A 22,823-nucleotide genomic window follows, 5' to 3' on the forward strand; every position below is an offset into this window, starting at 1 on the left:
AGGAGCGCATCCGGCGTGAGCGGAATGAAGCTGACCACCGAGAAGAACCTCATGGTCTTCAGCGGACGGGCGCACCCCGAGCTCGCCGAGGAGGTCGCCGAGCTCGTCGGCACCGGCCTCGTGCCCTCCTCGATGTACGACTTCGCCAACTCGGAGAAGTACGTGCGCTACGAGGAGTCGGTGCGCGGCTGCGACGCCTTCGTGATCCAGAGCCACACGGCGCCGATCAACGAGTGGATCATGGAGCACCTGATCATGGTCGACGCGCTCAAGCGCGCCTCGGCCAAGCGCATCACGGTGGTCATGCCGTTCTACGGCTACAGCCGCCAGGACAAGAAGCACCGCGGCCGCGAGCCCATCTCCGCCCGTCTGGTCGCCGACCTGTTCAAGACGGCCGGCGCCGACCGCCTCATCTCGGTCGACCTGCACGCCGACCAGATCCAGGGCTACTTCGACGGCCCCGTCGACCACCTCATGGCGCTGCCCATCCTGGCCGACTACGTCCGCGGCAAGTACGGCGCGGACGCCGACCTAGCAGTCGTCTCGCCCGACGCGGGGCGCATCAAGGTGGCCGAGCGCTGGTCGGCCCGTCTCGGGGGCGTGCCGCTCACGTTCATCCACAAGACGCGGCGCACCGACCGGCCGAACGAGACCGTCGCCAACCGCGTGGTCGGCGAGGTCGAGGGACGCATGTGCGTGCTGGTCGACGACATGATCGACACCGGCGGCACGATCGTGAAGGCCGCCGAGGCCCTCCTGGAGCAGGGCGCCAAGGGCGTCATCATCGCCGCCACCCACGGCATCCTGTCCGACCCGGCCGTGGACCGGCTCAAGAACAGCCCGGCCACCGAGGTCATCCTCACGAACACGCTCCCGCTGGCCGCCGACAAGCACTTCGACAAGCTGACGGTGCTGTCCATCGCGCCGCTGCTGGCGCGCGCCATCCGGGCCGTCTTCGAGGACGGCTCCGTGACGTCGATGTTCGACGGGCACGCCTGAGCCACGCATCCGGGGAAAAGCCGACGCGGGGTCGTCGGGGCGGCCTACGCTGCCTCGACCGTCACCCTGCCAACGGCCCCGGGCGCGCGCCGGAGCCGACGCTCCTCGAGGAACGCCCATGTCACCGTCTGGTCGACCGACCGCCCCGGCAGGCGGCCGCACCCCCCGTCGTACCGCCCGTCGCACCCCTCGCCGTAACGCCCGTCGCACGGCGCTGCTCGGCGTGCTCGCGACGCTGACCGCCGGCCTGGTCTCCGCGCCGCAGGTGGCGCTCGCCGCGCCCGAGAGCGTGCTGCGCGTCGTCGACGTGCGGCTCGGCGGTGACGGTGCCACGACGGCCGTGACGACGACGACCGTGCGCGACGCGGACGGCGACCTCAGCACCGACGAGGAGACCCTCGACCCGGCGGACGCGACGCTGCCGGTGCGCGTGCTCACCTCGTGGCGCAGCGAGGACGGGGCGGGCACCGACCTCGCCGACCTCGCCGGGTACGACGGACGCGTCACCGTCGACGTGACGGTGCAGAACACCACGGTGCGGCCCGTGCCCGTCCGCTACGACAGCGGGGGCGAGGCGTTCGAGGAGCACGCGCTCGTCGGCAGCCCGCTGACGGTCGTCGCCGGCACGGAGCTGCCCGGCGCGACGCGGGTCGTCACCTCGACGCTGGCCGACGACCCGGCGGCCACCAACGGGGTGCTGGGACGCACGAGCGACGGCACGCCGGTGGTGCAGTGGGCCGCGCTGCTGGCCCCGCCCCGCCTCGCGTCGACGGCGACGTTCCGCCTCGTCCTCGACGTCGACGACTTCGAGCCGCCGGTCCTCGACCTCAGCGTCCAGCCCGGGCTCGTCACCGACACCTCGCTCGACGGTCTCCTGCGCTCCGCGTTCGCGGACGGGCCGGGCAGCAACCGCCGGGTGCAGGACGAGACCATCGCCACGATCGAGGCCGTCAACACGGTGCTCCGCGATGCCGGCGCCTCCCTCGACGCCATCCGCGCGAACCTGCAGGCCACCTCGACCGGCTTCGGTCGCCAGGCGCTCACCGAGCTGGGCGCCGGCCAGGAGGAGGTGCCCGCCCGCATCGCCGGCGTGGTCGCCGACCTCGAGGCGCTGTCGAACTCCGGGGGCACCGGGGCGCTGGACCGCACCATCGACCGTGCCGCCGAGCAGGGCGAGCGGGGGCTGGTCGAGGCGCTCGGCAGCATCCGCGTCCTGCTCGGCACCGCGGGCGCGACCCTCCCCGCGCCCGGCCCCGGTGCCGGGACGGGCTGCGCCGTCGCCACCCGCCCCCCGAGCGGCACGGACCTGCTGAGCCTCTTCCGCGGCGTCGAGTCGCAGTTCGAGGCCTTCGCCGGCTCGACCGGCGCCTGCCGCGCCGCCATCGCGGCCTCGCTCGAGCGCTCGGTCGGCACCGCCGCCGAGCTCGAGGCGCTGGCGACCGCACCGGACGCCACCGCCGCGTGCGGCACCTCGCGGTCGCTGGTCTGCGTCCTGGGCATCGCCCGCGGCGAGGTCGCCCGGGGCGCGGGCGAGCTGGTCGCGGCGGGCGCGGCGCTCGCGGCCGAGGTGAACCCGGCGGAGGAGACCGGCCGGGTGGTCGCCGGCATCGCCGGGCTGCGCACCGCCACCGCCCGGGTGGGTACGGCGCTCGCCGCGCTCTCGACGGCGGACGCGGCCACCACGGCGGCGGCCCTCGAGGACGTGCTCGCCGCCGCCCGCCTGCTCGTCGACGACCTGACGGCGCTGCAGGTCCTCCTGCAGTCGTCCGGCGACCTGGCCCGCGGGCTCGACGAGGTCGGGACGATCGCCACCACGCAGGCCGCGCTGCTCGACGGCGGCCTCGTGGCCGCGCTGGACGAGCTCGTGCGCACGGCCTGCCGCGCCCCGGAGCCCGACGCCAGCCCGGACCTGGTCGCCTTCCTCCAGGACGTGCTCGGCGCGCTGCCGGCCTGCGCGACGACGGGGGCGGAGCCCGACGTGACCGCACAGCTCACCGGCGTGGCCGCGGCGTGGGACGAGGTGGCCGCGCTCGTGGGTGCGGGCGGCACCCTGCCCGCCGCCCTCGCCGACCTCAACACCTCCGTCGGCGGGCTGCTGGACACCGCGACGGACGTCGTGGGCGCCCTCGAGCAGGCCACGGCCCTGCCCGGCCAGCTCGCCGCGCTGGGCGACGCCATCTGCACCACGGCCGCGCGGGCCCGCGAGCTCGGTGAGGTGCCCCCGACCACGCAGCCCTGCCCCGCCCCCGAGCCCGGCGCCCCCACCGCGATCGACGTGCTCGCGGCCGCCTGGGACGGTCTCGCCGCCCGCAACGCCGACCTCGGCGACCGCGTGGGCGCGGCTTTCGGCGCCGCGCGGACGACGTACCTCGACGCCGCCCGGGGCGACCTCGGCGCCGGCATGGCCGCTGCGGTCGGGGCCCAGCAGAGCGCGACGGACGACCTGGGCACCTTCCTCGGCGGTTTCGAGGCCGAGCTCGAGTCGGCCGGCGACCGGGCGTTCGCGGAGGGCAGCGACCGGGTCGAGGGCGTCGACGAGGCCGCCGCCGCGGCGCTCGGCTCCAGCCGGACCACCCTCACCGGCGACCTCGCCCGGGCGCGCGGCGCCCTGGCCGACCAGATCGGCGTCAACCAGGTCGCCCTGACGGGCACGAGCGCCGCCCTGTCGGAGCGGCTGCGCGCCACCGTCGCGGCGCTGGGCAGCCGCGAGGGCCGGGGGAGCGGCATCCTCGGCGCCCTGGCCTCGAACGCGCGGCAGGCCGACCGGGAGAACGGCAACCTCGTCGAGGCCGGCGGCACGACCAGCGCCTTCGCGGCCCTGCGCCGCCTCGACCTGCGCGACGCGAACCGGCAGCGGGCGCAGTCCGAGCTCGCCGCCCGGATGCAGGAGGAGCTGAGCCGCGCTGACGCCGACGCCGGCGCGGACGCCGACGTCCTCACCGTCTACGCGCTGCACCTCGGCGGTGCCGGGTGACGCGCCCGCCACGCCGCGCCACGGTGCCCGGGCTCCCGGGGCTCGCGGGCCTGGCCCTCGTCTGCGCCCTCGGCCTGACGGCCTGCACCGACGACGGTGCGGGGGAGGAGGAGCGGCCCGACGCCGCTCCGGGGCGTGCCCCCGCCCCCGTCGCGCTCGACGTCGCCGACCTCGACGGCCCGGTGCGCGTCGGGGTGCTCGTGAGCACGGCCGGGGCGCCGGGCGAGGGCTCGGACCTGGCCCTGCCGGCCCACGGCGCGATCGTCGCGGAGCGCCGTCTCGACGCCGGCGGGGCCGACGTGGAGCTCGTCGTCGCGGACGACCGGGGCGACGCCGACGAGGCCCGGCGGGCCGTGGCGGAGCTCGCGGAGGCCGGGGTCGTGGGGGTCGTCGCAGCCACGACGGGGACGCACCTCGCGGCGGCGCTCGACGACGCGGCCGCGCTCGACGTACCGGTCCTGCTGCCGTACGCCGAGGACGCCGCGGGTCTGTCGGCCGGCGCCTGGTCGACCGCACCGTCGGCGTCGGCCGTCGACGCGGGCGTGGCCGCCGCGTTGCGGTCGGCGGGCAGCACCGCCCCGCTCGTCGTCGCCGGAGCCGGGGCCCGCACGCCCACGGTGCCGGGGGCGCGCACCGTCACGCTGGGTACGGCGGGCACCGGCGCCGCCGTCGACGCCGTCGAGCAGGCGGTGGCGGACGGGGCCGACGCGGTGGTCGTCGCCGCTCCCGCACAGGCGCAGGGCGAGGTCGTCGCGGGCGTCCAGGCCGTCGACGACCTCCCGCTCGTGCTCACGCCGCACGCGCTGCGCCCCGCCTTCACGACCGCGCTGACGGACGCCGGCGGCGCGACCAACGGGGACCTCCGCACGGTGGGGCCCGACGCGGGCGACACCACGACCCTGGCCGCGGGGGAGGAGGGGGACCGCGCGGCGGCGTACTTCGCCGCGCTGCGCCAGGCTGCCGACGACCCCGACCAGCAGGACCTCCTCGGCACCGGCCCCTTCGCCGCTCGGGCCGGTGACGCCGACCTGGCCAGCCACGACGCGGTCGTCGCGCTGGTGCGGGCCGCCGAGGAGGCGGGCAGCACCGCGGCGGGCGACGTCGTCGCCGCCCTCGACGGCCTGGCCCTCGACGGCGGTTCGGGACTGGCCGGCCCGCCGCTGGTCTTCGACGACGCGGAGGCCCTCGACGACGCCGACGTCCACGTGCTCGTGGGCACGACCCAGGACCCCGGCGTGCGGCCGCGGCCCGTCGACCCGGCGGTCCGCCTGGCGTGGTTCGCCGTGCCGGTGGACGGGTGAGCGTGGCCGACGAGCAGGACCCCGAGGCGGTCCCCCGGGCCCTCGGCAGCCGCTACGAGCTGGTGGAGCGGCTCGGCGGGGGCGCGATGGGCCAGGTCTGGAGCGCGGTCGACCGCACCACCGGCGAGGCCGTCGCCGCGAAGCTGCTGCACGAGACCTACGCGCACGACACCGACATCGTCGGCCGGTTCATCCAGGAGCGCGCCATCCTGATGAACCTGCGCCACCCGGGCATCGTGCGGGTGCGCGACCTCGTCGTCGAGGGCTCGCAGCTCGCCATCGTCATGGACCTGGTGGCCGGGGGCGACCTGCGCAGCCACCTGCGCACCGCCGGCACCCTCGCGCCCCGGGCCGCGGTCGCCGTGACCTGTGCGGTGCTCGACGCCCTCGCCGCGGCCCACGCCGCCGGCTTCCTGCACCGCGACGTGAAGCCCGACAACGTGCTCCTCGTCGGCGGGCAGCCCGGGGACGGCTCGGGCGTGCGCCTGTCGGACTTCGGCATCGCGCGGCTCGCGCAGGACTCGACGGTGCAGGCGACGGGTCTCGTCGGCACCCCCGGCTACATGCCGCCCGAGCTGTTCCAGCACGGCCGGTTCAGCACGGCCTCCGACGTCTACGCGACCGGCATCCTGCTCTACGAGCTGCTCGGCGGGCGCACGCCGTTCGCGGGCAAGGGCACCGTCCACACCATCGGCAACCGCCACGTGACCGTCGAGCCCCCGCCGCTGCCGGTGCACCCCCTGCTGTGGAGCGTGCTCGCGGTGATGCTGGCCAAGGACCCCGCCACGCGCCTCCCGGCCGGGGCGACCGCCCGCGCCCTGCGCGACCTGCCGGACGAGGCCCTCGACGGCGACCCGCTGCCGCGCCAGCCCGACCCCGAGACGTGGCACACCGCCGAGCGGACCGTCGTGCGCTCCCACCCCGCGCTGCCCGGCGCGCCCGCCCCCGGGGCCGCGGCCGTCGCGGCGGCCGCCGCCAGCGCGCCGCCCGGCCACACCGTCGACGTGCCCTTCGTGCCGTCGGGGGCCGTGGGCGCCGGCGGGCCCGACCCCGTTCCGGTCGCCCCGGAGACCCCGGAGACCCCGGCGCGGCGGGAGCCGCGACGTCGCGCCGTGGTCGCCGTGGTCGCCGCGGTGCTCGTGCTCCTCGCCGCGGTGCTCGCGGGCTCGTGGTGGGCGGGCCGCGACGACACCGGGGGTGGCGATGTGGACGCCGCCACGCGCGCGACGGCCCCCGAGCAGGAGGCCGAGCTGGACCCGGTGGCCTCGCCGAGCGGTCTCGTCGTCGCCCGCGCCGCGTCGTACGACCCCGGCGGGTCGACGGTGGAGGTCGAGCTGAGCCTGACGAAGCCGGCGGCGGCCGAGCCCACGGTCCTCGTCTTCCTGCCCGGCCCCGCCGACGACCCGGCGGACTGCCCGACCGACGTGGCCTGGGACGTGCCCGCGGCCCCGGTGGACCCGTACACGACGGCGGTGGAGCAACCGTGCGGCTGGAGCCTCGGCCCGCTGCCGGCCGGTACGACGACGCTGCGGGCCGCGGCCGTCGTCGGGGTCGACCTGGGGGTCGAGGAGGGCGCGCTGGAGGCGTGGGAGTCCGACGCCGCCGACCTCCTGACGACCGCCGTCGCCGACACCGCCAACCGCACGACCGCGTTCCCCGCCCAGCGCGTGCGCAGCCTCCGGATCGAGGTCACGCCACCCCGCATCGACGTCGACGGGACCGCGTCCACGCTCCTGTTCGCGACCTGGGCGCAGGGAGAGGTGGGCTCCGACCCGGTCCACGACAGCGGGGCCCGGGTGGCGAGCGGCGTCGTGCGGGAGCTCGCGGGCGACGGGCTGCGCTTCGCGACGGGGTGCGACGCCGTCGCCGTGAGCGTCGACGGCGACGTCCGCGGCTACTTCCCGACGACCGGCCCCTGCGAGGTGGTCGCCGAGGTGGGTGGCTTCGTGCTCGAGCCGGCCGCGGTGGCCGTCGTCACCCCCAGCACCTGACCCGACCGGGCACCACCCGATTTGTCCGGTCCCTCCGGCGGCGGCTAGGGTGCTGCGGTTGCCTCGGCGAGGGAGCCTCCGGGTTCCGTGATCGACAGGGCCGGTCGGACTCCCGTGTCCGCCGCGCTGTCGCGCCGCGGCGCCCGACCTGACGAGCGGCCTCCCGTGCCGCCGTACCCGCACCACGAGGAGTCCCACATGTCCAGCGAGAAGATCACCTCCGAGCGTCGCACCGAGTTCGGCAAGGGTGCGGCCCGCCGCATCCGCCGCGCCGACAAGATCCCCGCCGTCGTCTACGGCCACGGCATGGAGCCGCTGCACCTGACGCTGCCCGGCCACGACACGATGCTCGCGCTCAAGCACGGTGGCGCCAACGCGCTGCTCGAGCTCGACGTCGAGGGCGAGGCGCAGCTGGCGCTGACCAAGCACGTGCAGGTCGACCCGATCCGCCGCGTCATCGAGCACGTCGACTTCGTCGCCGTCGTCAAGGGCGAGAAGGTCACGGTCGACGTGCCCGTCGTCGTCGTGGGCGAGGCCGCCTCGGAGACCCTGGTCGTCACCGAGAACGCGACCGTCCAGGTCGAGGTCGCCGCCACCGACATCCCCGAGCAGGTCGAGGTGTCCGTCGAGGGCGCCGAGGCCGGCACGCAGGTCACCGCGGCCGACCTGGCCCTGCCGGGCGGCGCGACGCTGCTGACCGAGGGCGACGTCCTCGTCGTCAACGTCACCGCCGCCGCCACCGCCGAGCAGGTCGAGGCCGAGCTGGCCGAGGCCGAGGCCGACGCGGGCATCGAGAAGGACGAGCCGGAGGCCGCCGAGGGCGACGCCGCCGACGCCGGCGACGCCGAGCAGGGCGAGGCCACCGACTCCGAGTGAGTCCGGGCCCGGCGCGAGCCGGGCCCCCGAGCAGAGAGGGCCGGGGTTCCCCCATGTCCGAGACCGAGAACGCGCCCGGGGGCGTGTGGCTCGCCGTCGGGCTGGGGAACCCCGGCCCGTCGTACGCCGGCAACCGGCACAACATCGGTTACCTGGTGGTCGAGGAGCTGGCCGCGCGCTGGGGCAGTCCGTTCCGCTCCCACAAGACCGGGCGGGCCGACGTGGTCGAGGGCCGTGTCGGCGCACCGGGCACGCCCGGGCCCCGGCTGGTGCTGGCGCGACCGCGCAGCTACATGAACGAGGTGGGGGGCCCGGTCAAGGCGCTCGCCACCTTCTACAAGGTGCCGCCCGAGCGCATCGTCGCCGTCCACGACGAGCTCGACATCGCCTTCGGCACCCTGCGCGTGAAGAAGGGCGGCGGGGACAACGGCCACAACGGCCTGCGCTCGATGCGCTCGTCGTTGGGCACCGGCGACTTCCACCGGGTGCGAGCCGGGATCGGCCGGCCCCCGGGGCGCCAGGACGTCGCGGACTTCGTGCTGTCGGACTACTCGCGCACCGAGCGCAAGGAGCTCCCGCTGCAGGTGGGCGACGCCGCCGACGCGATCGAGTGCCTCGTCACCGAGGGCCTCGAGCGCACCCAGCAGCGCTTCAACTCCTGAGCCCGCCGGGCTGGGACGAAGGTCCCGGTTCGGGCCCGCTCGTGTGGGAGTGCGACGCGCGTCACTTCCGAGTGACTTGCAGTGCCCCTGCATCGTTGGCATCGCGAAGGTGCAGTCACAGCCCCGGTCCTCGGGCGTCCAGTGTGCGTGGCAGCGCGGGGGAGAGCCGTATCCGGAGGGCGTGGGCAAGTCGTGGAGAGTTCTGCACTGGACGAGGTCGAGCGGTGGCGCGAGCTGGTGGAGCACACCATCCGCGCGGCCATCTCGCTCGACGCGGTGACCGTCGCCCGGTACGACGACACCGTCGAGCTTCCCCTGGCGGGAGGCGCGACGCCGTCCTCGTCCCTGCGCAGCACCACGACGGGGCCGCCGGAGGACGACGGCGTGATCGCCGTGCGCCGCGAGTGCGCGGACGGCACCGGCATCGTCCTGCACCTCGTGCGCTCGACGGGCTCGTTCGACGCCGAGGAGCGCCGCCTGGCCCGGCGGGTGGTCGACGCCCTCGAGCAGCTGGTGCGCGGGACGGTCGGCCAGCTCCCGGACGAGCTGGCGCCCGGCGACGTGGCCGACGCGCTCGAGCGCACCCTCCACGACCTCGACGACCTGGTGGACGCGCCCGTGGTGGACCGGCTCACGGCCGTCGCCTGCCGCTTCGCCCAGCGCCTCGACGTCGCGGGCTGGTGGATCGGGCGGGCCGGGAGCACGGAGCTGTGGCGGGCGGCGAGCGCCGTACGACGCGACGGCCCCGACGGCGAGCGGCTCGCCGCCGTGCTGGCCGCGCCCTCCCGGCAGGTCACCGACGAGCAGACGGCCGCCGTGCTCGAGGGTGGCTCGTTCGTCGCCTGGTCGGGCGACGGGTCGGCCGCCGCCCGGGCCATGGAGGTGTGGGGCGGCGGGGTCACGCGCGTGGCCGCCGGCGGCTACGACCTCGACGCGCGCCGCTGGATGCTGTGCATGGTCGGCGACGTCACGACCCCGGACCTGCGCCAGGCCCAGGCCGCCGTCTCCGCGGCGGTGCAGGTGGCGCTGGGCTTCCCCCGGGCGCCGCGGCTCTCGTGAGGTCGGACGGTGGGGACAGCCAGGCCGCCTGGGGAGCGGGGGTCAGCGGTAGTGGGTGCCCAGGACGGTGCGCACGTGGTGCTCGAACGCCTCCGCGACGTCACCCATGATGAGCCCGGCGTGGCCGAACAGCTCGAGGCAGACGAAGCCGTGGATCGACGCCCACACCTGCGTGAGCCGCACGACGGCCTCGGGACACACCCCGTCGGGGCCCAGCGCCTGGGCCACCTCGAGGATCTCCGGCTGCACCACGGGTAGCGGGGTCGCCATCGTGCCGAGCGCCACGTGCCCGGCGGCGACGTCCTCGAGCATGATCACGAGGGGGACGCGGTAGAAGCCCAGGAGGTGCTCGCGCCAGGTCGGTGACCCGGCACCGCTCACGTTGCCGTGGCGGAAGATCAGGGCGAACTCGGCCGGGTGGCGCAGGCACCAGGCGCGGTAGGCGTGGGCCATGTCCACGGCCCGTTGCAGGGGGGCGCGGTCCGGGACCGCCGCCGCCTCGCCGAGTGCGGCGGCCACGGAGTCGAACGCGTCGAGCGCGAGGGCCTCCATCAGGTCGTGGCGCGACTCGAAGTACCGGTAGATCGCCGAGGGGGTCATTCCCACCTCGCGCGCGACGGCCCGCAGCGACAGGTCGCTGCCCTCCTGGGCGGGGGCGAGGAGCTCCCGGGCGGCGGCCTTGATCTCGTCCGTCGTGGCCAGCCGGGCGCGGTCGCGGCGCGACGGGGCCCGCTCCGGTCCCGTGGACGCGGACGTCTCGGGCTGCGCGCCCCTGTCCGGTGTCTCCGTCATCGCACCCATCTCCCGAGTGACCTTACTGGCCCGACTGGCTCCCGTGCGTCAAAGACGCACGGTTGGGCGCGGCTGGCAGGTAAAGAACCGTGTTCTCACTTGACAACGCCGTTCACGAAAGCGAACAGTGTTCTCCAAGCAGGTCTAGTCCACCCCGGATCAGGGGTCGAGGTCAAGGAGGCGCCGGTGTCGGGCGTGGTGCGAGAGGTGTCGGGCGGTGAGCGTGGTCACGCCACGGTGCAGCCCGTCGTCGGGGAGCCCGGCCCGGTCGGCACGACCCCCCGCCCCGTCGCGGCGGTCCGCTCCGTCGCCCCCGCCCCGGCCCCGGCTCCGGCTCCTGCCGCCCCGGCTCCCGCCGCCGTCGCGGCCCCGGCCGGACGCCGCTCCCGGGTCGTCCTCGCGCTGGGCGAGGCGGTCCTCCCGGTCGCCGTGCCGGCCGGGGGAACGCTGGCCGGCCCCCTGTCACTGCCCGCGGCGGGCCTCGTCGCCGGTGCCTGGTGGGCGGCGCGGCTGCTGCTGGCCGGCTCCCGCCCGGCCCACTGTGCCGTGACGGGCGCGGACCTCCCGGGCCTGGCCCGGGTCGCGCTGCTCGCGGCCGGCCTGCTCGCGCTCGGGGTCACCGCGGGTCTCCTCGTGGCCCCCGTCGGGCTGCTCGTGCTGGTCGTGGTGCTCGTCGCCGTCCTGCTCGCCGTCGTGCGGGCCGCGCTCGCGGCCGGGCGCCGCGAGCCCCGGGTCGTGCTGCTGGTCCCGTCCGGCCGCCGGGCCACCCCCGACCCCGCGGGCCTCGCGGCCCCGGTGGCCCCCGTGGCCACGGTCGGCGTCGACCTCGAGACCGGCGACGCCCCGGCGCTGGCCCGCACGGTCGTCGACCACCGCGCCGACCTCGTGCTCCTGGCCCCGGGCGCCGGGCTCGCCCCCCGCGCGGTGCGCGCCGTCACCTGGCAGCTGCAGCCGACCGGCGTGCCGCTCGGGTTCGCCGCACCTGCCGTCGCCCCCCGCCGCCTGGCCGTCGGCCGTCTCGGCGGCCCCACGGGAGGCACCGTGCTCACGCTCGCCCCGCCGCGGCACGGCACGGTGGGGCGGGTCACCAAGTCGCTCGCAGACCGCACGCTGGCCGCGGTGGCGCTGGTGCTCCTGTCACCGCTCCTGGGGCTCCTGGCGCTCGCCGTGCGGCTCGACAGCAGCGGCCCGGCCCTCTTCCACCAGGTGCGGGTCGGGCGCGACGGCCGCCCGTTCGTCCTGCACAAGCTGCGCACCATGAGGGCCGACGCCGAGCGCCTGCGCTCCGCGGTGACCCACCTCAACGAGTCCGACGCCGTGCTCTTCAAGATCCGGGCCGACCCGCGGGTCACCCGGTTCGGCCGCTTCCTGCGGCGCTCCTCGCTCGACGAGCTGCCGCAGCTGTGGAACGTCGTGCGGGGCGACATGTCCCTCGTCGGTCCGCGCCCCGCCCTGCCGGCGGAGGTCGCGGCGTACGACGAGACCTCCCGCCGCCGCCTCGCCGTGAAGCCCGGGCTCACCGGGCTGTGGCAGGTCAGCGGCCGCTCCGACCTCCCCTGGAGGGACGGCGTGGACCTCGACCTGGCCTACGCCGACGACCTGTCCATCGCGGGTGACCTCGTCATCTGCGTCCGCACCGTGTCCGCCGTCCTGCGGGCGAAGGGAGCCTACTGATGACCGACATCGCCGCCGTGCCGGGGCAGCGCGCGCTGCTCGTGAGCACCCAGGGCGGCCACCTCGCGCAGCTGCTCGCCCTGCGCCCCTGGTGGGAGCAGCGGGAGCGCACGTGGGTGTGCCCGGACACCCCCGACGTGCGGGACCGCCTCGCGGACGAGCGGGTCGTCACCTCCTACTCGCCGACCACCCGCAACGTCGGCAACCTGCTGCGCAACCTGGTGCTCGCCTGGCGGGTCCTGCGCCGCGAGCGGCCCGACGTCGTGGTGAGCGCCGGCGCGGGCGTGGCGGTGCCGTTCTTCGTGCTCGCCTGGGTGCTGCGCATCCCCACCGTGTTCCTCGAGGTCTACGACCGGGTCGACTCGCCGACCATGACGGGACGCCTGTGCGGCCCCTTCACGTCGCGGCGGATCGTGCAGTGGGACACGCAGCTGGACGTCTACCCGGACGCCGCTCTCGTCGGGCCGCTCCTGTGACCGCCGTCGACGCCGGCCGCCCCCTCGTGGTGGCGCTGCTGGGCACCGACCACCACCCGTTCGACCGGCTGGTCGACTGGATGGACACGCTCGCGGGCTCCCTCGAGGGCCGGGCGCACGTGGTCGTCCAGCACGGTCACAGCGCCGAGCCGCGGGTGGCGGAGGGCCACGCCTTCGTGGACCACGACGACCTGGAGCGCCTCGTTCGCACCGCCGACGTCGTCGTGTGCCACGGCGGCCCGGGCACGATCATGGACGCCCGCCGTGCCGGGCACGTGCCCGTCTGCGTGCCCCGCGACCCCTCGCTCGGCGAGCACGTCGACGGCCACCAGCAGCGTTTCGCCGAGGTCGCCGGTGACGCCGGGATGGTGCAGCTGGCGACCGAGCGCGACGGCGTCGACGCGGCCGTCCTCGACGCGCTCGCCGGCACGGGCCCCCGCGTGGAGCAGGAGGCGGACGACGCCGCCGGCCAGGCCGCCGCGCGCTTCGCCCACCACGTCGACGAGCTGGTCGGCCACCGTCAGCGCCGAGTCCGCTCGGTGCGCCGCGCCCTGCTCTCGCGGGTGCAGCGATGAGCGTCCTGCGGCGGGTGGGCGCCGCCGTACGCCTCGACGCGGGGATCGCCTGGCGCCACCTCGTCCTGGGCGTCGTGGCCGGCTCCGCGCTCGTCCCGCGCCCGCTGCGGTGGCTGGTCTACCGCGCCGCCGGCCTCGACGTCCGCACCCGCAACGTGTTCAGCGGCGTGACCATCACCGGCAGCGCGCTGAGCGTGGGGGAGCGGACCTTCGTCAACCACGACTGCTACCTCGACGTGGCGCGGGGTCGCATCGAGATCGGCGCCGACTGCCACCTGGCCCCGCAGGTCATGGTGCTGACGGCCACCCACGGGCGCGACGAGGACGGGCGCACGTCCCGCGACGCGGAGTACCTGACGACCCGCGTCGGCGACAACGTGTGGCTGGGCGCGCGCGCCACCCTGCTCCCGGGCGCGGTCGTCGAGGACGGCTGCGTCGTCGCCGCCGGCGCCGTCGTCACCGGCCGCCTCACCAGCGGCGGTGTGTACGCCGGGGTGCCCGCCCGCCGCGTCCGCGAGGTGGCGGCGTGAGCGCTCCCACCGTCGTGCGGCGCGACCCAGCGCCCCCCTCGACCGCGACCCCCGCCGAGCTGACCTCGGCGGTGCGGCCCGTCGCGCTCCTCCTCCTGGCCTACCCCCTGTGGTGGGCCCTGGGCGTGCAGGTGCCCGCGTGGGTGGTCGCCGCCGTACCGGTCGTGCTCTGGCTGGCGGTCAACCGCCGCGTGGTGACCCTCCCGCCGGGCTACGGCGTGCTCCTGCTCTTCCTCGGCTGGGTGCTGGTCTCGGCGCTGATGCTGAGCACGGCGCGCTACGCGGTGTCCTACGGGTTCCGGCTCGCGCTCTACGCGAGCGTCGTCGCGATGGCGGTCGTCGTGTGGAACGCGCTCGACCGCGGTCTGCCGGGACGCCGCGTGCTGACGTGGCTGGTCGCGCTGTGGGCGGCGGCGGTGCTGCTCGCCTACCCGGGCATCCTGGTCGACAACCTGCAGTTCACGAGCCCGTTCCAGGCGCTCACCCGGGCCGTCGGCCTCGACGACCCGTTCGTGACGTCGCTGACCCACCCCGAGTTCTCGGAGTACGACGGGCTCTACGGCTCACCGCGCCCCAGCCCCCTCTTCGCCTACACCAACGACTGGGGCGCCGCCGTCGGCATCGGCTTCCCGGTCGTCGTGCACGCGTTCTGCGTCGCCACCCGCCGCCACGAGCGCGTGCTCCTCGCGGGGCTGCTGGTCGCGGCGGTGCCGCCGGTGCTCGTGTCGCTGAACCGCGGCTGCTGGGTGACGATCGCCGTCGCCGCGGCGTACGTCGTGGTGCGGCGCGCCGCGACCGGCGACCTGCGGGCGCTCGGCGCCGTCGGCGGCACCGTGGCCGGCCTGGCGGCGACGATCTGGCTCGTCGAGCCGGTGCGACGCGTGCTGACGGCCCGGCTGGAGTACGCCAACACCAGCACCCGCGAGACCCTCTACCAGGCGTCGTGGGACCTCGCGCTGCGCTCGCCCCTCTTCGGCTGGGGCGCGCCGCAGTCCTCGGCCGGCCTCGCCGACAGCAACGACGTCTCCATCGGCACCCACGGACAGCTGTGGACGATCCTCGTCTCCCAGGGGATCGCCGGCGCCGTGGTGTTCGTGCTGGCCGTGCTCGCCGTGTGGTGGCACGCCCGGCCGCGCGACGGCCGCTCGGCCGACATCTGGCTGCACGCCACGGGTCCGGCGCTGCTCGTGCAGATCGCCTTCTACGAGGTGCTGCCCGTGCCGCTCGCCGTGACCCTGCTGGCGCTCGCCCTCACCGGGGTGCGCCGCCTCCACACCACCTCTCCCGCGGCGGGCGCCACCAGCGCCGCGCCCGTGGCACCCCACCCCAGGAAGGTGACCGCTCACCATGCATGACGAGAAGACGACGGCCCTGGACACGTCTCCGGAGCCCACCGCGACCTGCGCGACCACCGCGACCACCGCGACCACCGCGCCTGCCGGGACGGACGACGGACGCGAGCTGCGTCGCCTCCCCACGCTCGCCGCGGCCATCCGCGCTCACCGCCTCCACCTGCTCGTGGGGATGGCGCTCGGCCTCGTCGCCGGGCTCCTGGTCGCGGGGCTCACGCAGCCGACGTACGCCGCGACGTCGACCGTGCGGGTCGGCAGCGGCCTCGTGCCCGTCGGCGACTTCCGCCCCGACACCCTGTGGGCGGAGGACCAGGTCGCCCTGACCCGCACCCCACCCGTGCGGGAGGCCATCGCCGAGGAGATCGGCGACGGCACGACGGCCGACGACGTGGCGCGCCGCCTGGGCGTGGTGGCGGAGACGAACAGCAACTACCTCGTCTTCACCTGGACCGACGACGACGCCGAGGAGGCGGAGGAGCGCGCCGACACCGCCGCCGAGGTCTACCTGGAGCGGGCGCAGGCGGAGGCGGTGCAGCGCTGGGAGAGCCACGACGCGCTGCTGGCCGACCTCATCGCCGCCTACGACGCCGACGACCCGCGCGCCGCGGAGCTCGTCGAGGAGCGGGTGCTGCTCGAGGAGACCGTGGTGGACCCCGGCAAGATCGCGGGCGCCGCCGCCGGCACCGCCCGGCAGACCTCCCTCACCCCTGCCGCGCACGTGCTGGCCGGTCTGCTCGGCGGCCTGCTGCTGGGCCTCGTGTCGGCCTACCTGTGGCACCTGCGGTCCCCGAACGCCCCGCGGCAGCTCGCGCTCGCCGGCGCCGGCGCCGGCGCCCACCCCGGTGCCGGTCCCGACGCCGGTCCCGACACCGCCCGGGGTGGCGGTCTCGCCGGCGCCGTGCGCCGTCGGCGCGGCGCCGCCCGCGACCGGGTCGACGGGGAGGAGCCGGCTCCGGAGCTCCTCGGCAGCGACGTCGACGTCCCGGCGACCGAGCTCGCCGTGCTGGCCGCCGTGCGCCGCGACGCCCCCGACGGGGCCCTGGCCACGATCGGCCTCGGCGTCACGCGGTGGCTCCTGCGCCGCGAGCAGGAGGACCCGGGGGCGGAGCTGCGCCTCGGTGTCTACGTCACGCCCGACCTCGACCCCAGCGCGGCGGACCTGGTGCGCCGCGGCGTCCGCGCGGTCGGCGCCGACGGCCGCCTCGAGATCGACCTGCTCGACGTCACCCTGCCGAACTGGCGGATCGACTTCGAGGCCTGCGACGGCGTCGTGGTGGTCGTCGGCACGAGCCGCTGGGCCGCCGACGCGCTCGACGTCGCCCGCATGCACCTCGCGGCCGTGGACGTCACCGTGCTCGGACGGGTGGAGGTCGAGGGCGTTGAGTGAGACCGCCCCGGGCGCCCGCCGCGACGAGCGCCACCCCGCCGTCTCCGTCACCATCGCCACCCACGGCCGCACTGAGACCCTCCGACGGGCGGTCCTGTCGGTGTGGGAGCAGACCTACGAGGGGCCCGTCGACCTCGTCGTCGTGCTCGACGACGACCGCGACCCGGCCGAGCTGGGCCTGCCGCAGCCGCAGCGCGCCGGCCAGCGGCTGCGGGTCGTCCGCAACGCCCGGCGCCCCGGTGTCGCCGGCGCCCGCAACACGGGTCTCGCGCTCGCCGAGCACGACCTGCTCGCGACCTGCGACGACGACGACGCCTGGCTGCCGGGCCGGCTCGACGCCCAGGTCCGCGAGCTGCTCGCCGAGCCCGACCTGCTCGCCGTCGGTGGGAGCGTGCGGGTCGTGCGGGGTGACGTGCACGTCGTACGACGCGCGCCCCGCCGCCGCGTGCACCTGCAGGACCTGCTCGACGACCGCGTCATGGAGCTGCACCCCTCCGCGCTGCTCTACCGCTGCCGCGCGGTCGCCGTGGTGGGCGGCTGGGACGAGGACCTGCCGGGGGGCTACGCGGAGGACTACGAGCTGCTGCTGCGCCTCGCCCGCACCGGCACCATCGGGCTCGTCGAGGACGTCGTCGCCGACATCCACTGGAACGGCGGGTCGTACTTCTTCAGCCGGTGGCAGACCGTCGCCGCCGCCCTGTCGTCGCTCCTCGCGGCGTTCCCCGAGTTCGCCGCGTCGCCGAGCGGACGGGCGCGGATCTCCGGCCAGATCGCCTTCGCCCACGCCGCCGCCGGCGAGCGGGGCGAGGCCCGCACCTGGCTGCGGCGGGCGTGGACCGACAACCGCCGGGAGCCCCGCGTCGTGCTCACCGCCCTCGTGCTCAGCCGTCTCGTGAGCGCCACCCGCATCCAGTCCGCGCTGCACGCCCGTGGTCGCGGTATCTGAGGAGCCGCGGCCCCTGGCGCCGCGGCCGGCCGAACGCAGGGAGATGGCGCGCAGCGGCGCCGTGTCGCTGGTCGGGTCGGTCGCGGCCGCCCTCGGCGGGTTCGCGCTGACGATCGTGCTCGGACGGTTGTTCGGCGCCCACCTGGCCGGGCTCTACTTCCAGGCCGTCGCGGTGCTGATGATCCTCAACGGGGTCGCGCTCGCCGGCAGCGACACCGGGCTGGTGCGCGCCCTGTCGGGCCACCGCGCGGTCGGCGACCACCAGCGCGCCTGGAGGGCCGTCCGCCTGACGCTGACCCCGGTGCTCCTGTGGAGCCTCGTGGTCGCCGCCACCCTCGCCGTGCTCGTCGACGACATCGCCGCGACGTTCCCGGCGGCCGACCGCTCGACGGTCACCGCGTTCTGCTGGGTGCTCGTCGGCACCCTCGTGGTCTCCGCGACCGGGCAGGCCGCGCTCAACGGCACCCGCTCGCTCGGCTCGGTCCTGCCCTTCGTGTGGCTCTACCAGGTGCTCCTGCCGACCTCCCGGCTCGCCGCCGTCGCCCTGCTGTGGTGGGTCGACGCCCCGGCGGAGTGGCTGCTCGTCAGCTACGCCGCGCCCCTCGTGCTCATGGACCTCGCCGCCGCCGCGCTGCTCCTGCGCGGTGTGCGCCGGGCCCGCACCGCGGCCCCGGCCCCGGCCTCGAGCCCGGCGGCCACACCGGCGACCCCTCCCGACGTGCGGGCCGAGGCCCGCGCGCTCTGGGCGTTCAACCTGCCCCGCGGTGTCGCGTCGTGCCTGGAGCTCGCGATCGTCTGGGCCGACGTGATCGTCGTCGGCATCCTGCTCGGCCCCGCGGCCGCCGGCGCCTGGGCCGCGGCGAGCCGCTTCGTCACCACCGGCACCATGGCGATGGAGGCCCTGCGCCTGCAGAGCGCCCCCGCGATGGCCGCCGCGTGGGCGCGGGACGACCGGGCGGCGTTCCGCGACGTCTACGCCGTCACCACCGTCTGGCTGGTGCTGGTGTCGTGGCCGATCTTCCTGGGCCTCGCGGTGCACGCGCCGCTGGTGCTCGGGGTCGTCGGCCCGGAGTTCGCCGAGGCGGCCCCGGCGCTGACCGTGGTCGCGCTCGGCATGCTCGTCTACGTCGCGATGGGCAACGTCACCGCCGCCCTGCTGATGGCGGGACGCAGCGCGCTGACCGCGGCCCACACCGCGGTCGCGCTGGGCCTCAACATCGTCCTCAACCTCGTGCTCGTGCCACGGATCGGCCTGGTCGGCGCCGCCGTCGCGTGGGCGGGGTGCCTGGCCCTCGACTCCGCGCTCGGCCTGGTGCGCGGCGGTCGCCGCACCGGCATCCGCCTGCCGTGGCGTCCGGTGCTCGTCGCGGGCGCCTGCGCCCTGCTCGCCTACGGCCTGCCCGGCCTGGCGCTGCGGCTGGTCACCGACCCCACGTGGTCCTGGCTGGGGGTCCACGCCCTGGTCGGCACGCTGGCGTACGCCGCGCTCCTGCAGCTCGCGCGCCGCCCGCTCGACCTCCCGGCGCTGCGGCTGCCGGCCACCCACCGCCCGTCCCGCCCGTCCCGCCCGTCCCGCCCGTCCCGCCCGTCCCGTTGGAGGACCCCGTGAGCAGTCTCGACGACTCCGCAGCCCTGCGGCGGGCCAAGTCACTGGTGCCGCAGCCCGCGAAGCAGGCGGTGGGCGGCGCCGTACGCCTCGGCGGGACGGCCACGGCCGCCTGGCGACCCGGTCCGGACGTGCTGGTGGTGGGGGCGAAGCGCAGCGGCACCACGTTCCTGTGGTCGGCCCTGCTGTCGCACCCGCAGGTGCTGCCGCTGCTGCCGGCGGCGCAGCACGTGAAGAGCCCGCACTGGTTCACGCGCCACGCGGACCGCTCCGAGGCGTGGTACCGCGGGCACTTCCCGACCGCGGCCACCCGGCGTCGCCACGCGGAGCGCCACGGCGCGGCGCTCGCGGTGGAGGCCGACCCGGCGTACCTCTTCGACCCCCGGGTCGCCACGCGGGCCCACGAGGTGCTGCCGGACGCGCGGATCGTCGTGCTGCTGCGCGACCCCGTCGAGCGGGCCTACTCCCACTACCGGGAGCGGGTAAAGGCCGGCGTCGAGTCGCTCGGGTTCGCCGCGGCGCTCGCCGCGGAGCCCGGGCGGCTGGCGGGGGAGCGGGAGCGGCTGGCCGCGGACCCGACGTACCACCCGCGGGCGCTGGACTGGTACTCCTACCGCGCCCGCGGCGAGTACGCCGGTCAGGTCGCCGCGTGGCTCGACGCCTACGGCCCCGACCGGGTGCTGGTGCTGCGCAGCGAGGACATGTACGCCGACCCCGCCACCGCCCTCGGGCGGGTGCAGGACCACGTCGGCCTCGACCGGCGCCCGCCCGCGTCGACCCGCCGCAACCGCGCGCCCGGGGACGCCTTGCCGGCCGGACCGGCGGAGGAGCTGCGGGCGCACTACGAACCGCACACGAAGGAGCTCGCACGGCTCCTCGGCACGGAGGTGTGGTGGTGAGGCCGATCGGGCGGCCCCGGACGCCGCACACGCAGCACCCCACCCCACCCAGCACGCCCACCGGCCCCGCCGGTGCGACCCGAGGAGACGAGAACGTGGAACTGACCAGAACCAGGACCGGTGCCCGCACCGGCACCGGCGCCCGGGCGAGGTGGCGGGGTCGCGCCGGCGCGGCCAGCAGCGTCGTCGCCACCGTCCTCGCCCTCCTGCTCGGGCAGGTCGTGGCCGCCCCGGGGGCCTCGGCGGCCACGGTGGTGAGCGACGTGCCCGTGCCGATGTCGCAGACCAACGGGCCCGTCTGGGCGGTCGAGATGGCCGCGGGGCGGATCTACGCGGGCGGGGCGTTCACCTCCACCCGGCCCTCCGGCGCGGCCGCGGGCACGAGCGAGTCCGGCCAGGGCCGGCTCGTGGCCTTCGACGCGGCGACGGGGGCGCTCGTCCCGTCGTTCGCGCCGCGTCTGACCAACGAGTGGGACGGCTCGCCCGGCACCGTGCACGCGATGGTGCTGTCGCCGGACAAGAAGGTCCTGTACGTGGGCGGTGACTTCAACTCCGTCGACGGCCAGACCGCCGAGCACCTCGCCATGTTCGACACCGCGACCGGTCGGTTCCTCGGCCAGGTCGGCTGGAACGGGGTGAACGGCACCGTGCGCTCGCTGGCGATCTCGCCCGACGGCCGCACGCTCTACGTCGGTGGCGCGTTCAGCGTCGGGAGCTGGACCAGCCGGGACCGGCTGGCGGCCTTCGACCTCACCACCCGCGAGGTCACGCCGTGGCGGCCGGTCATCAGCGCTCCCGTCGCGGGCGAGGCGCTGCGCACCACGGCCCTCGCGGTGTCCGCCGACGGGGCCCGCGTCTTCGTCGGCGGCCCGTTCCAGCAGGTCAACGGCCGCGCCGCGCAGGGCGTCGGTGCCGTCGACGCCCGCACCGGGGCGACGGTGGCGAACTTCCGCACCGACTACCTGCTCGCGCCGTACAACTGGGCCACCGCGCTCCACGTCGTGGGCGACACGCTCTACCTCGCCGGTCGTGACGACCGGTCGGGCTCCGCGAGCCGCAAGGAGGGCGTGCAGGCGATCGCCACCGCGACGGGCGCCGTGCGGTGGTACTCGCGCTGCTACGGCGACACCTTCGACGTGCTCCCGCTGGGCAGCGAGATCTACGTCGCCTCCCACGCGCACGACTGCAGCGCGGCCGGCGGCTTCGGCGAGACCAACCCCCGCCGCTACGTCGCCATGCACGTGCTCGACCGCTCGACCGGGCGGGTCAAGAGCGGATTCCAGGTGATGACGAGCGGCGTGAGCACGCAGCCCGACACGCTCCTGCTGTCGCGCACCCTCGCCACGGACGGCCGCCAGATCGTCATGGGCGGCGGGTTCACCTCGGTGCAGGGTCGGCCCCAGGCCAACCTCGTCCGTCTGCCCGGGCGCTGAGGGGCGGGTCGTGGAACGCGCCGATCTCGTGACGCCGGGGGGTGACCCGGCCTGGGCCCGCACCGCGGCCGTCGTCTGGCCGCTCCTCGGCGGCGCGGGCTCGGCGCTGGCCCCGGCCCGGCCCGCGTCCGCGGCGGACGAGGCCTACGAGCTCGTCCGGTACGGCGGGCGCGTGCGGTACGTCGTCGACCGCGCCCTGCCGCGGCGCGGGCGCCACGCCGTCCTCATGTACGGCAACCGCCTGCGCGCCCCGCGCCGCCGGGCGGCCCGCTCCCTCGTCGCCGCCGCCTTCCTGGCCGGTCCCCGGGCCCGGGCGGGGCAGGTGGTGCGGGTCGTGGCCGAGCGCGACGCGCTGCGGCTCCGGGCGCTGGCCGCGGCGTCGCTGGGGCGACCCGAGCGGGAGCTGCACCTGAGCCTCGCCGTGCTCGACCGCGACGGTACGGCCCGGCCCACCGTGCTCGTCACGGACGCCGCCGGGACCCCGGTGCTGTTCCTCAAGCTGGGGGGAGGCCCGGAGCGACGCGCGGCACTGCGCCGCGAGCGCACCGCGGCGCTGGCGGCCGCCCGTGCGTCCGACCTCGTCGGCGACGGTGCGCTGCTCGTGCCCCGGCCCGTGCTGTGGCACGACGAGGACGGGGTCGCCGTGCTGGGCACGACGCCGCTGCCCCACGACGTCGCCCCGGCGGACGCCGCCGACCCGGCGAGCACCTGGGACCGGCTCGACGCGCTGGTGGGTGCCGCACGTGGCTCGGCGCCGCCGCTCGCGGAGTCGCCGTGGCTCGCGCGTCTCGTGGTCGACGTGGCCGACCTCGTCGCGTCGCCCGACGTCGCCGTCGCGGAGCGGGGCGTGCGGTGCGCGGCGGTGCTGGACGCCGTACGCCGCCTCCACGGGCGCACCGTGCTGCCCCACGGGCTGCGGCACGGCGACTGGTCGTCGTGGAACCTCGGCTGGTCCGACGGCGGGCGCCGGCTCGCGGTGTGGGACTGGGAGTACGGCGAGGGCAGCGCGCCGCTGGCGCTGGACCGGCACAACTGGCAGTTCGCCCACGCCACGAGCGTCGGGGGCGCCTCCGCGAGCCGGGCCGCGGCCGAGCTGCTGCAGCGCTCGGCGGACCCGCGCTCGGCCGGGCGGGTGCGCACCGGTCCGCTGACCGCGCGGCTCTACCTCCTCGACATGGCCGTGCGCCGGGCCGTTCTCGCCGGGGGCGGCGAGCGGGGCTCGGGCGAGGCGGCGGACGCCATCCTCGACGTGCTCGCCGCCGACGGCCTGGGGCGACCCCGCACGACCTAG

General features: G+C 76.6%; 19 protein-coding genes. 18 read left to right on the forward strand and 1 reads right to left on the reverse strand.

From position 1 onward, the window contains the following. Window positions 1-24: 24 nt before the first annotated feature. The 7 genes from INN71_RS03740 to INN71_RS03770 all read left to right on the forward strand — a co-directional run bounded on the left by INN71_RS03740 (window position 25) and on the right by INN71_RS03770 (window position 9,862). Window positions 25-999: a ribose-phosphate diphosphokinase gene (locus INN71_RS03740; RefSeq protein WP_301799701.1), complete on the forward strand. Its 975-nt coding sequence runs from the start codon at window positions 25-27 to the stop codon at window positions 997-999. 223 nt (window positions 1,000-1,222) lie between these two features. After that, entirely contained in the window at window positions 1,223-3,973 is a 2,751-nt protein-coding gene (locus tag INN71_RS03745; RefSeq protein WP_301799661.1) for a hypothetical protein, read from the forward strand. Further along, window positions 3,970-5,274, forward strand: a complete 1,305-nt coding sequence (locus INN71_RS03750) for a hypothetical protein (RefSeq protein ID WP_277500622.1) — start codon at window positions 3,970-3,972, stop codon at window positions 5,272-5,274. Before INN71_RS03745 ends, INN71_RS03750 begins: the two co-directional genes overlap by 4 nt. 2 nt (window positions 5,275-5,276) lie before the next feature. Beyond that, complete coding sequence (locus tag INN71_RS03755) at window positions 5,277-7,265, forward strand: serine/threonine-protein kinase (RefSeq protein ID WP_301799662.1); 1,989 nt, start codon at window positions 5,277-5,279, stop codon at window positions 7,263-7,265. 198 nt (window positions 7,266-7,463) lie between these two features. Continuing rightward, window positions 7,464-8,141 (forward strand): 50S ribosomal protein L25/general stress protein Ctc, encoded by a 678-nt coding sequence (locus tag INN71_RS03760; protein ID WP_277500728.1) that lies wholly within the window; start codon window positions 7,464-7,466, stop codon window positions 8,139-8,141. Between the two features lie 53 nt (window positions 8,142-8,194). Further along, window positions 8,195-8,803 (forward strand): aminoacyl-tRNA hydrolase, encoded by a 609-nt coding sequence (gene pth, locus INN71_RS03765; protein WP_277500727.1) that lies wholly within the window; start codon window positions 8,195-8,197, stop codon window positions 8,801-8,803. A gap of 192 nt (window positions 8,804-8,995) precedes the next feature. Further along, window positions 8,996-9,862, forward strand: a complete 867-nt coding sequence (locus INN71_RS03770) for a hypothetical protein (RefSeq protein ID WP_277500726.1) — start codon at window positions 8,996-8,998, stop codon at window positions 9,860-9,862. 42 nt (window positions 9,863-9,904) lie between these two features. Here the strand turns inward: INN71_RS03770 and INN71_RS03775 are convergent, their stop codons facing one another. Continuing rightward, window positions 9,905-10,654 carry a TetR/AcrR family transcriptional regulator gene (locus INN71_RS03775; protein WP_277500725.1) on the reverse strand — a complete coding sequence of 250 codons (750 nt, stop codon included), beginning with the start codon at window positions 10,652-10,654 and terminating at the stop codon, window positions 9,905-9,907. Window positions 10,655-10,840: 186 nt separating this feature from the next. On the opposite strand from INN71_RS03775, the gene INN71_RS03780 reads away from it, so the two are divergent. From INN71_RS03780 to INN71_RS03830, 11 genes are all read left to right on the forward strand, one after another. Beyond that, a complete protein-coding gene (locus tag INN71_RS03780) occupies window positions 10,841-12,328 on the forward strand; it encodes a sugar transferase (protein WP_277500724.1) in 1,488 nt (495 codons plus the stop codon). Beyond that, entirely contained in the window at window positions 12,328-12,804 is a 477-nt protein-coding gene (locus INN71_RS03785; protein ID WP_277500723.1) for a UDP-N-acetylglucosamine--LPS N-acetylglucosamine transferase, read from the forward strand. Before INN71_RS03780 ends, INN71_RS03785 begins: the two co-directional genes overlap by 1 nt. After that, a complete protein-coding gene (locus tag INN71_RS03790; protein ID WP_277500722.1) occupies window positions 12,801-13,379 on the forward strand; it encodes a glycosyltransferase in 579 nt (192 codons plus the stop codon). Before INN71_RS03785 ends, INN71_RS03790 begins: the two co-directional genes overlap by 4 nt. Beyond that, the gene (locus INN71_RS03795) at window positions 13,376-13,909 is read left to right on the forward strand and encodes a DapH/DapD/GlmU-related protein (protein WP_277500721.1); all 534 of its coding nucleotides are present in this window, start codon (window positions 13,376-13,378) and stop codon (window positions 13,907-13,909) included. The genes INN71_RS03790 and INN71_RS03795 overlap by 4 nt, the downstream gene beginning before the upstream one ends. Beyond that, window positions 13,906-15,264, forward strand: a complete 1,359-nt coding sequence (locus INN71_RS03800) for an O-antigen ligase (RefSeq protein WP_277500720.1) — start codon at window positions 13,906-13,908, stop codon at window positions 15,262-15,264. Before INN71_RS03795 ends, INN71_RS03800 begins: the two co-directional genes overlap by 4 nt. Further along, on the forward strand, window positions 15,257-16,648 hold the full coding sequence (locus INN71_RS03805) for a hypothetical protein (RefSeq protein ID WP_277500719.1): 1,392 nt from the start codon (window positions 15,257-15,259) through the stop codon (window positions 16,646-16,648). Before INN71_RS03800 ends, INN71_RS03805 begins: the two co-directional genes overlap by 8 nt. After that, on the forward strand, window positions 16,641-17,594 hold the full coding sequence (locus INN71_RS03810) for a glycosyltransferase family A protein (protein WP_277500718.1): 954 nt from the start codon (window positions 16,641-16,643) through the stop codon (window positions 17,592-17,594). Before INN71_RS03805 ends, INN71_RS03810 begins: the two co-directional genes overlap by 8 nt. 43 nt (window positions 17,595-17,637) lie before the next feature. After that, window positions 17,638-19,203, forward strand: a complete 1,566-nt coding sequence (locus INN71_RS03815) for a lipopolysaccharide biosynthesis protein (RefSeq protein ID WP_277500717.1) — start codon at window positions 17,638-17,640, stop codon at window positions 19,201-19,203. Beyond that, entirely contained in the window at window positions 19,200-20,099 is a 900-nt protein-coding gene (locus tag INN71_RS03820; protein ID WP_277500716.1) for a sulfotransferase, read from the forward strand. The genes INN71_RS03815 and INN71_RS03820 overlap by 4 nt, the downstream gene beginning before the upstream one ends. A 95-nt stretch (window positions 20,100-20,194) precedes the next feature. After that, a complete protein-coding gene (locus tag INN71_RS03825; protein ID WP_301799671.1) occupies window positions 20,195-21,532 on the forward strand; it encodes a YncE family protein in 1,338 nt (445 codons plus the stop codon). Between the two features lie 10 nt (window positions 21,533-21,542). Continuing rightward, a complete protein-coding gene (locus INN71_RS03830) occupies window positions 21,543-22,823 on the forward strand; it encodes a hypothetical protein (RefSeq protein ID WP_277500714.1) in 1,281 nt (426 codons plus the stop codon).

Origin of the sequence: Nocardioides sp. ChNu-153 (assembly GCF_030466625.1) — a bacterium.
Lineage (GTDB): Bacteria > Actinomycetota > Actinomycetes > Propionibacteriales > Nocardioidaceae > Nocardioides.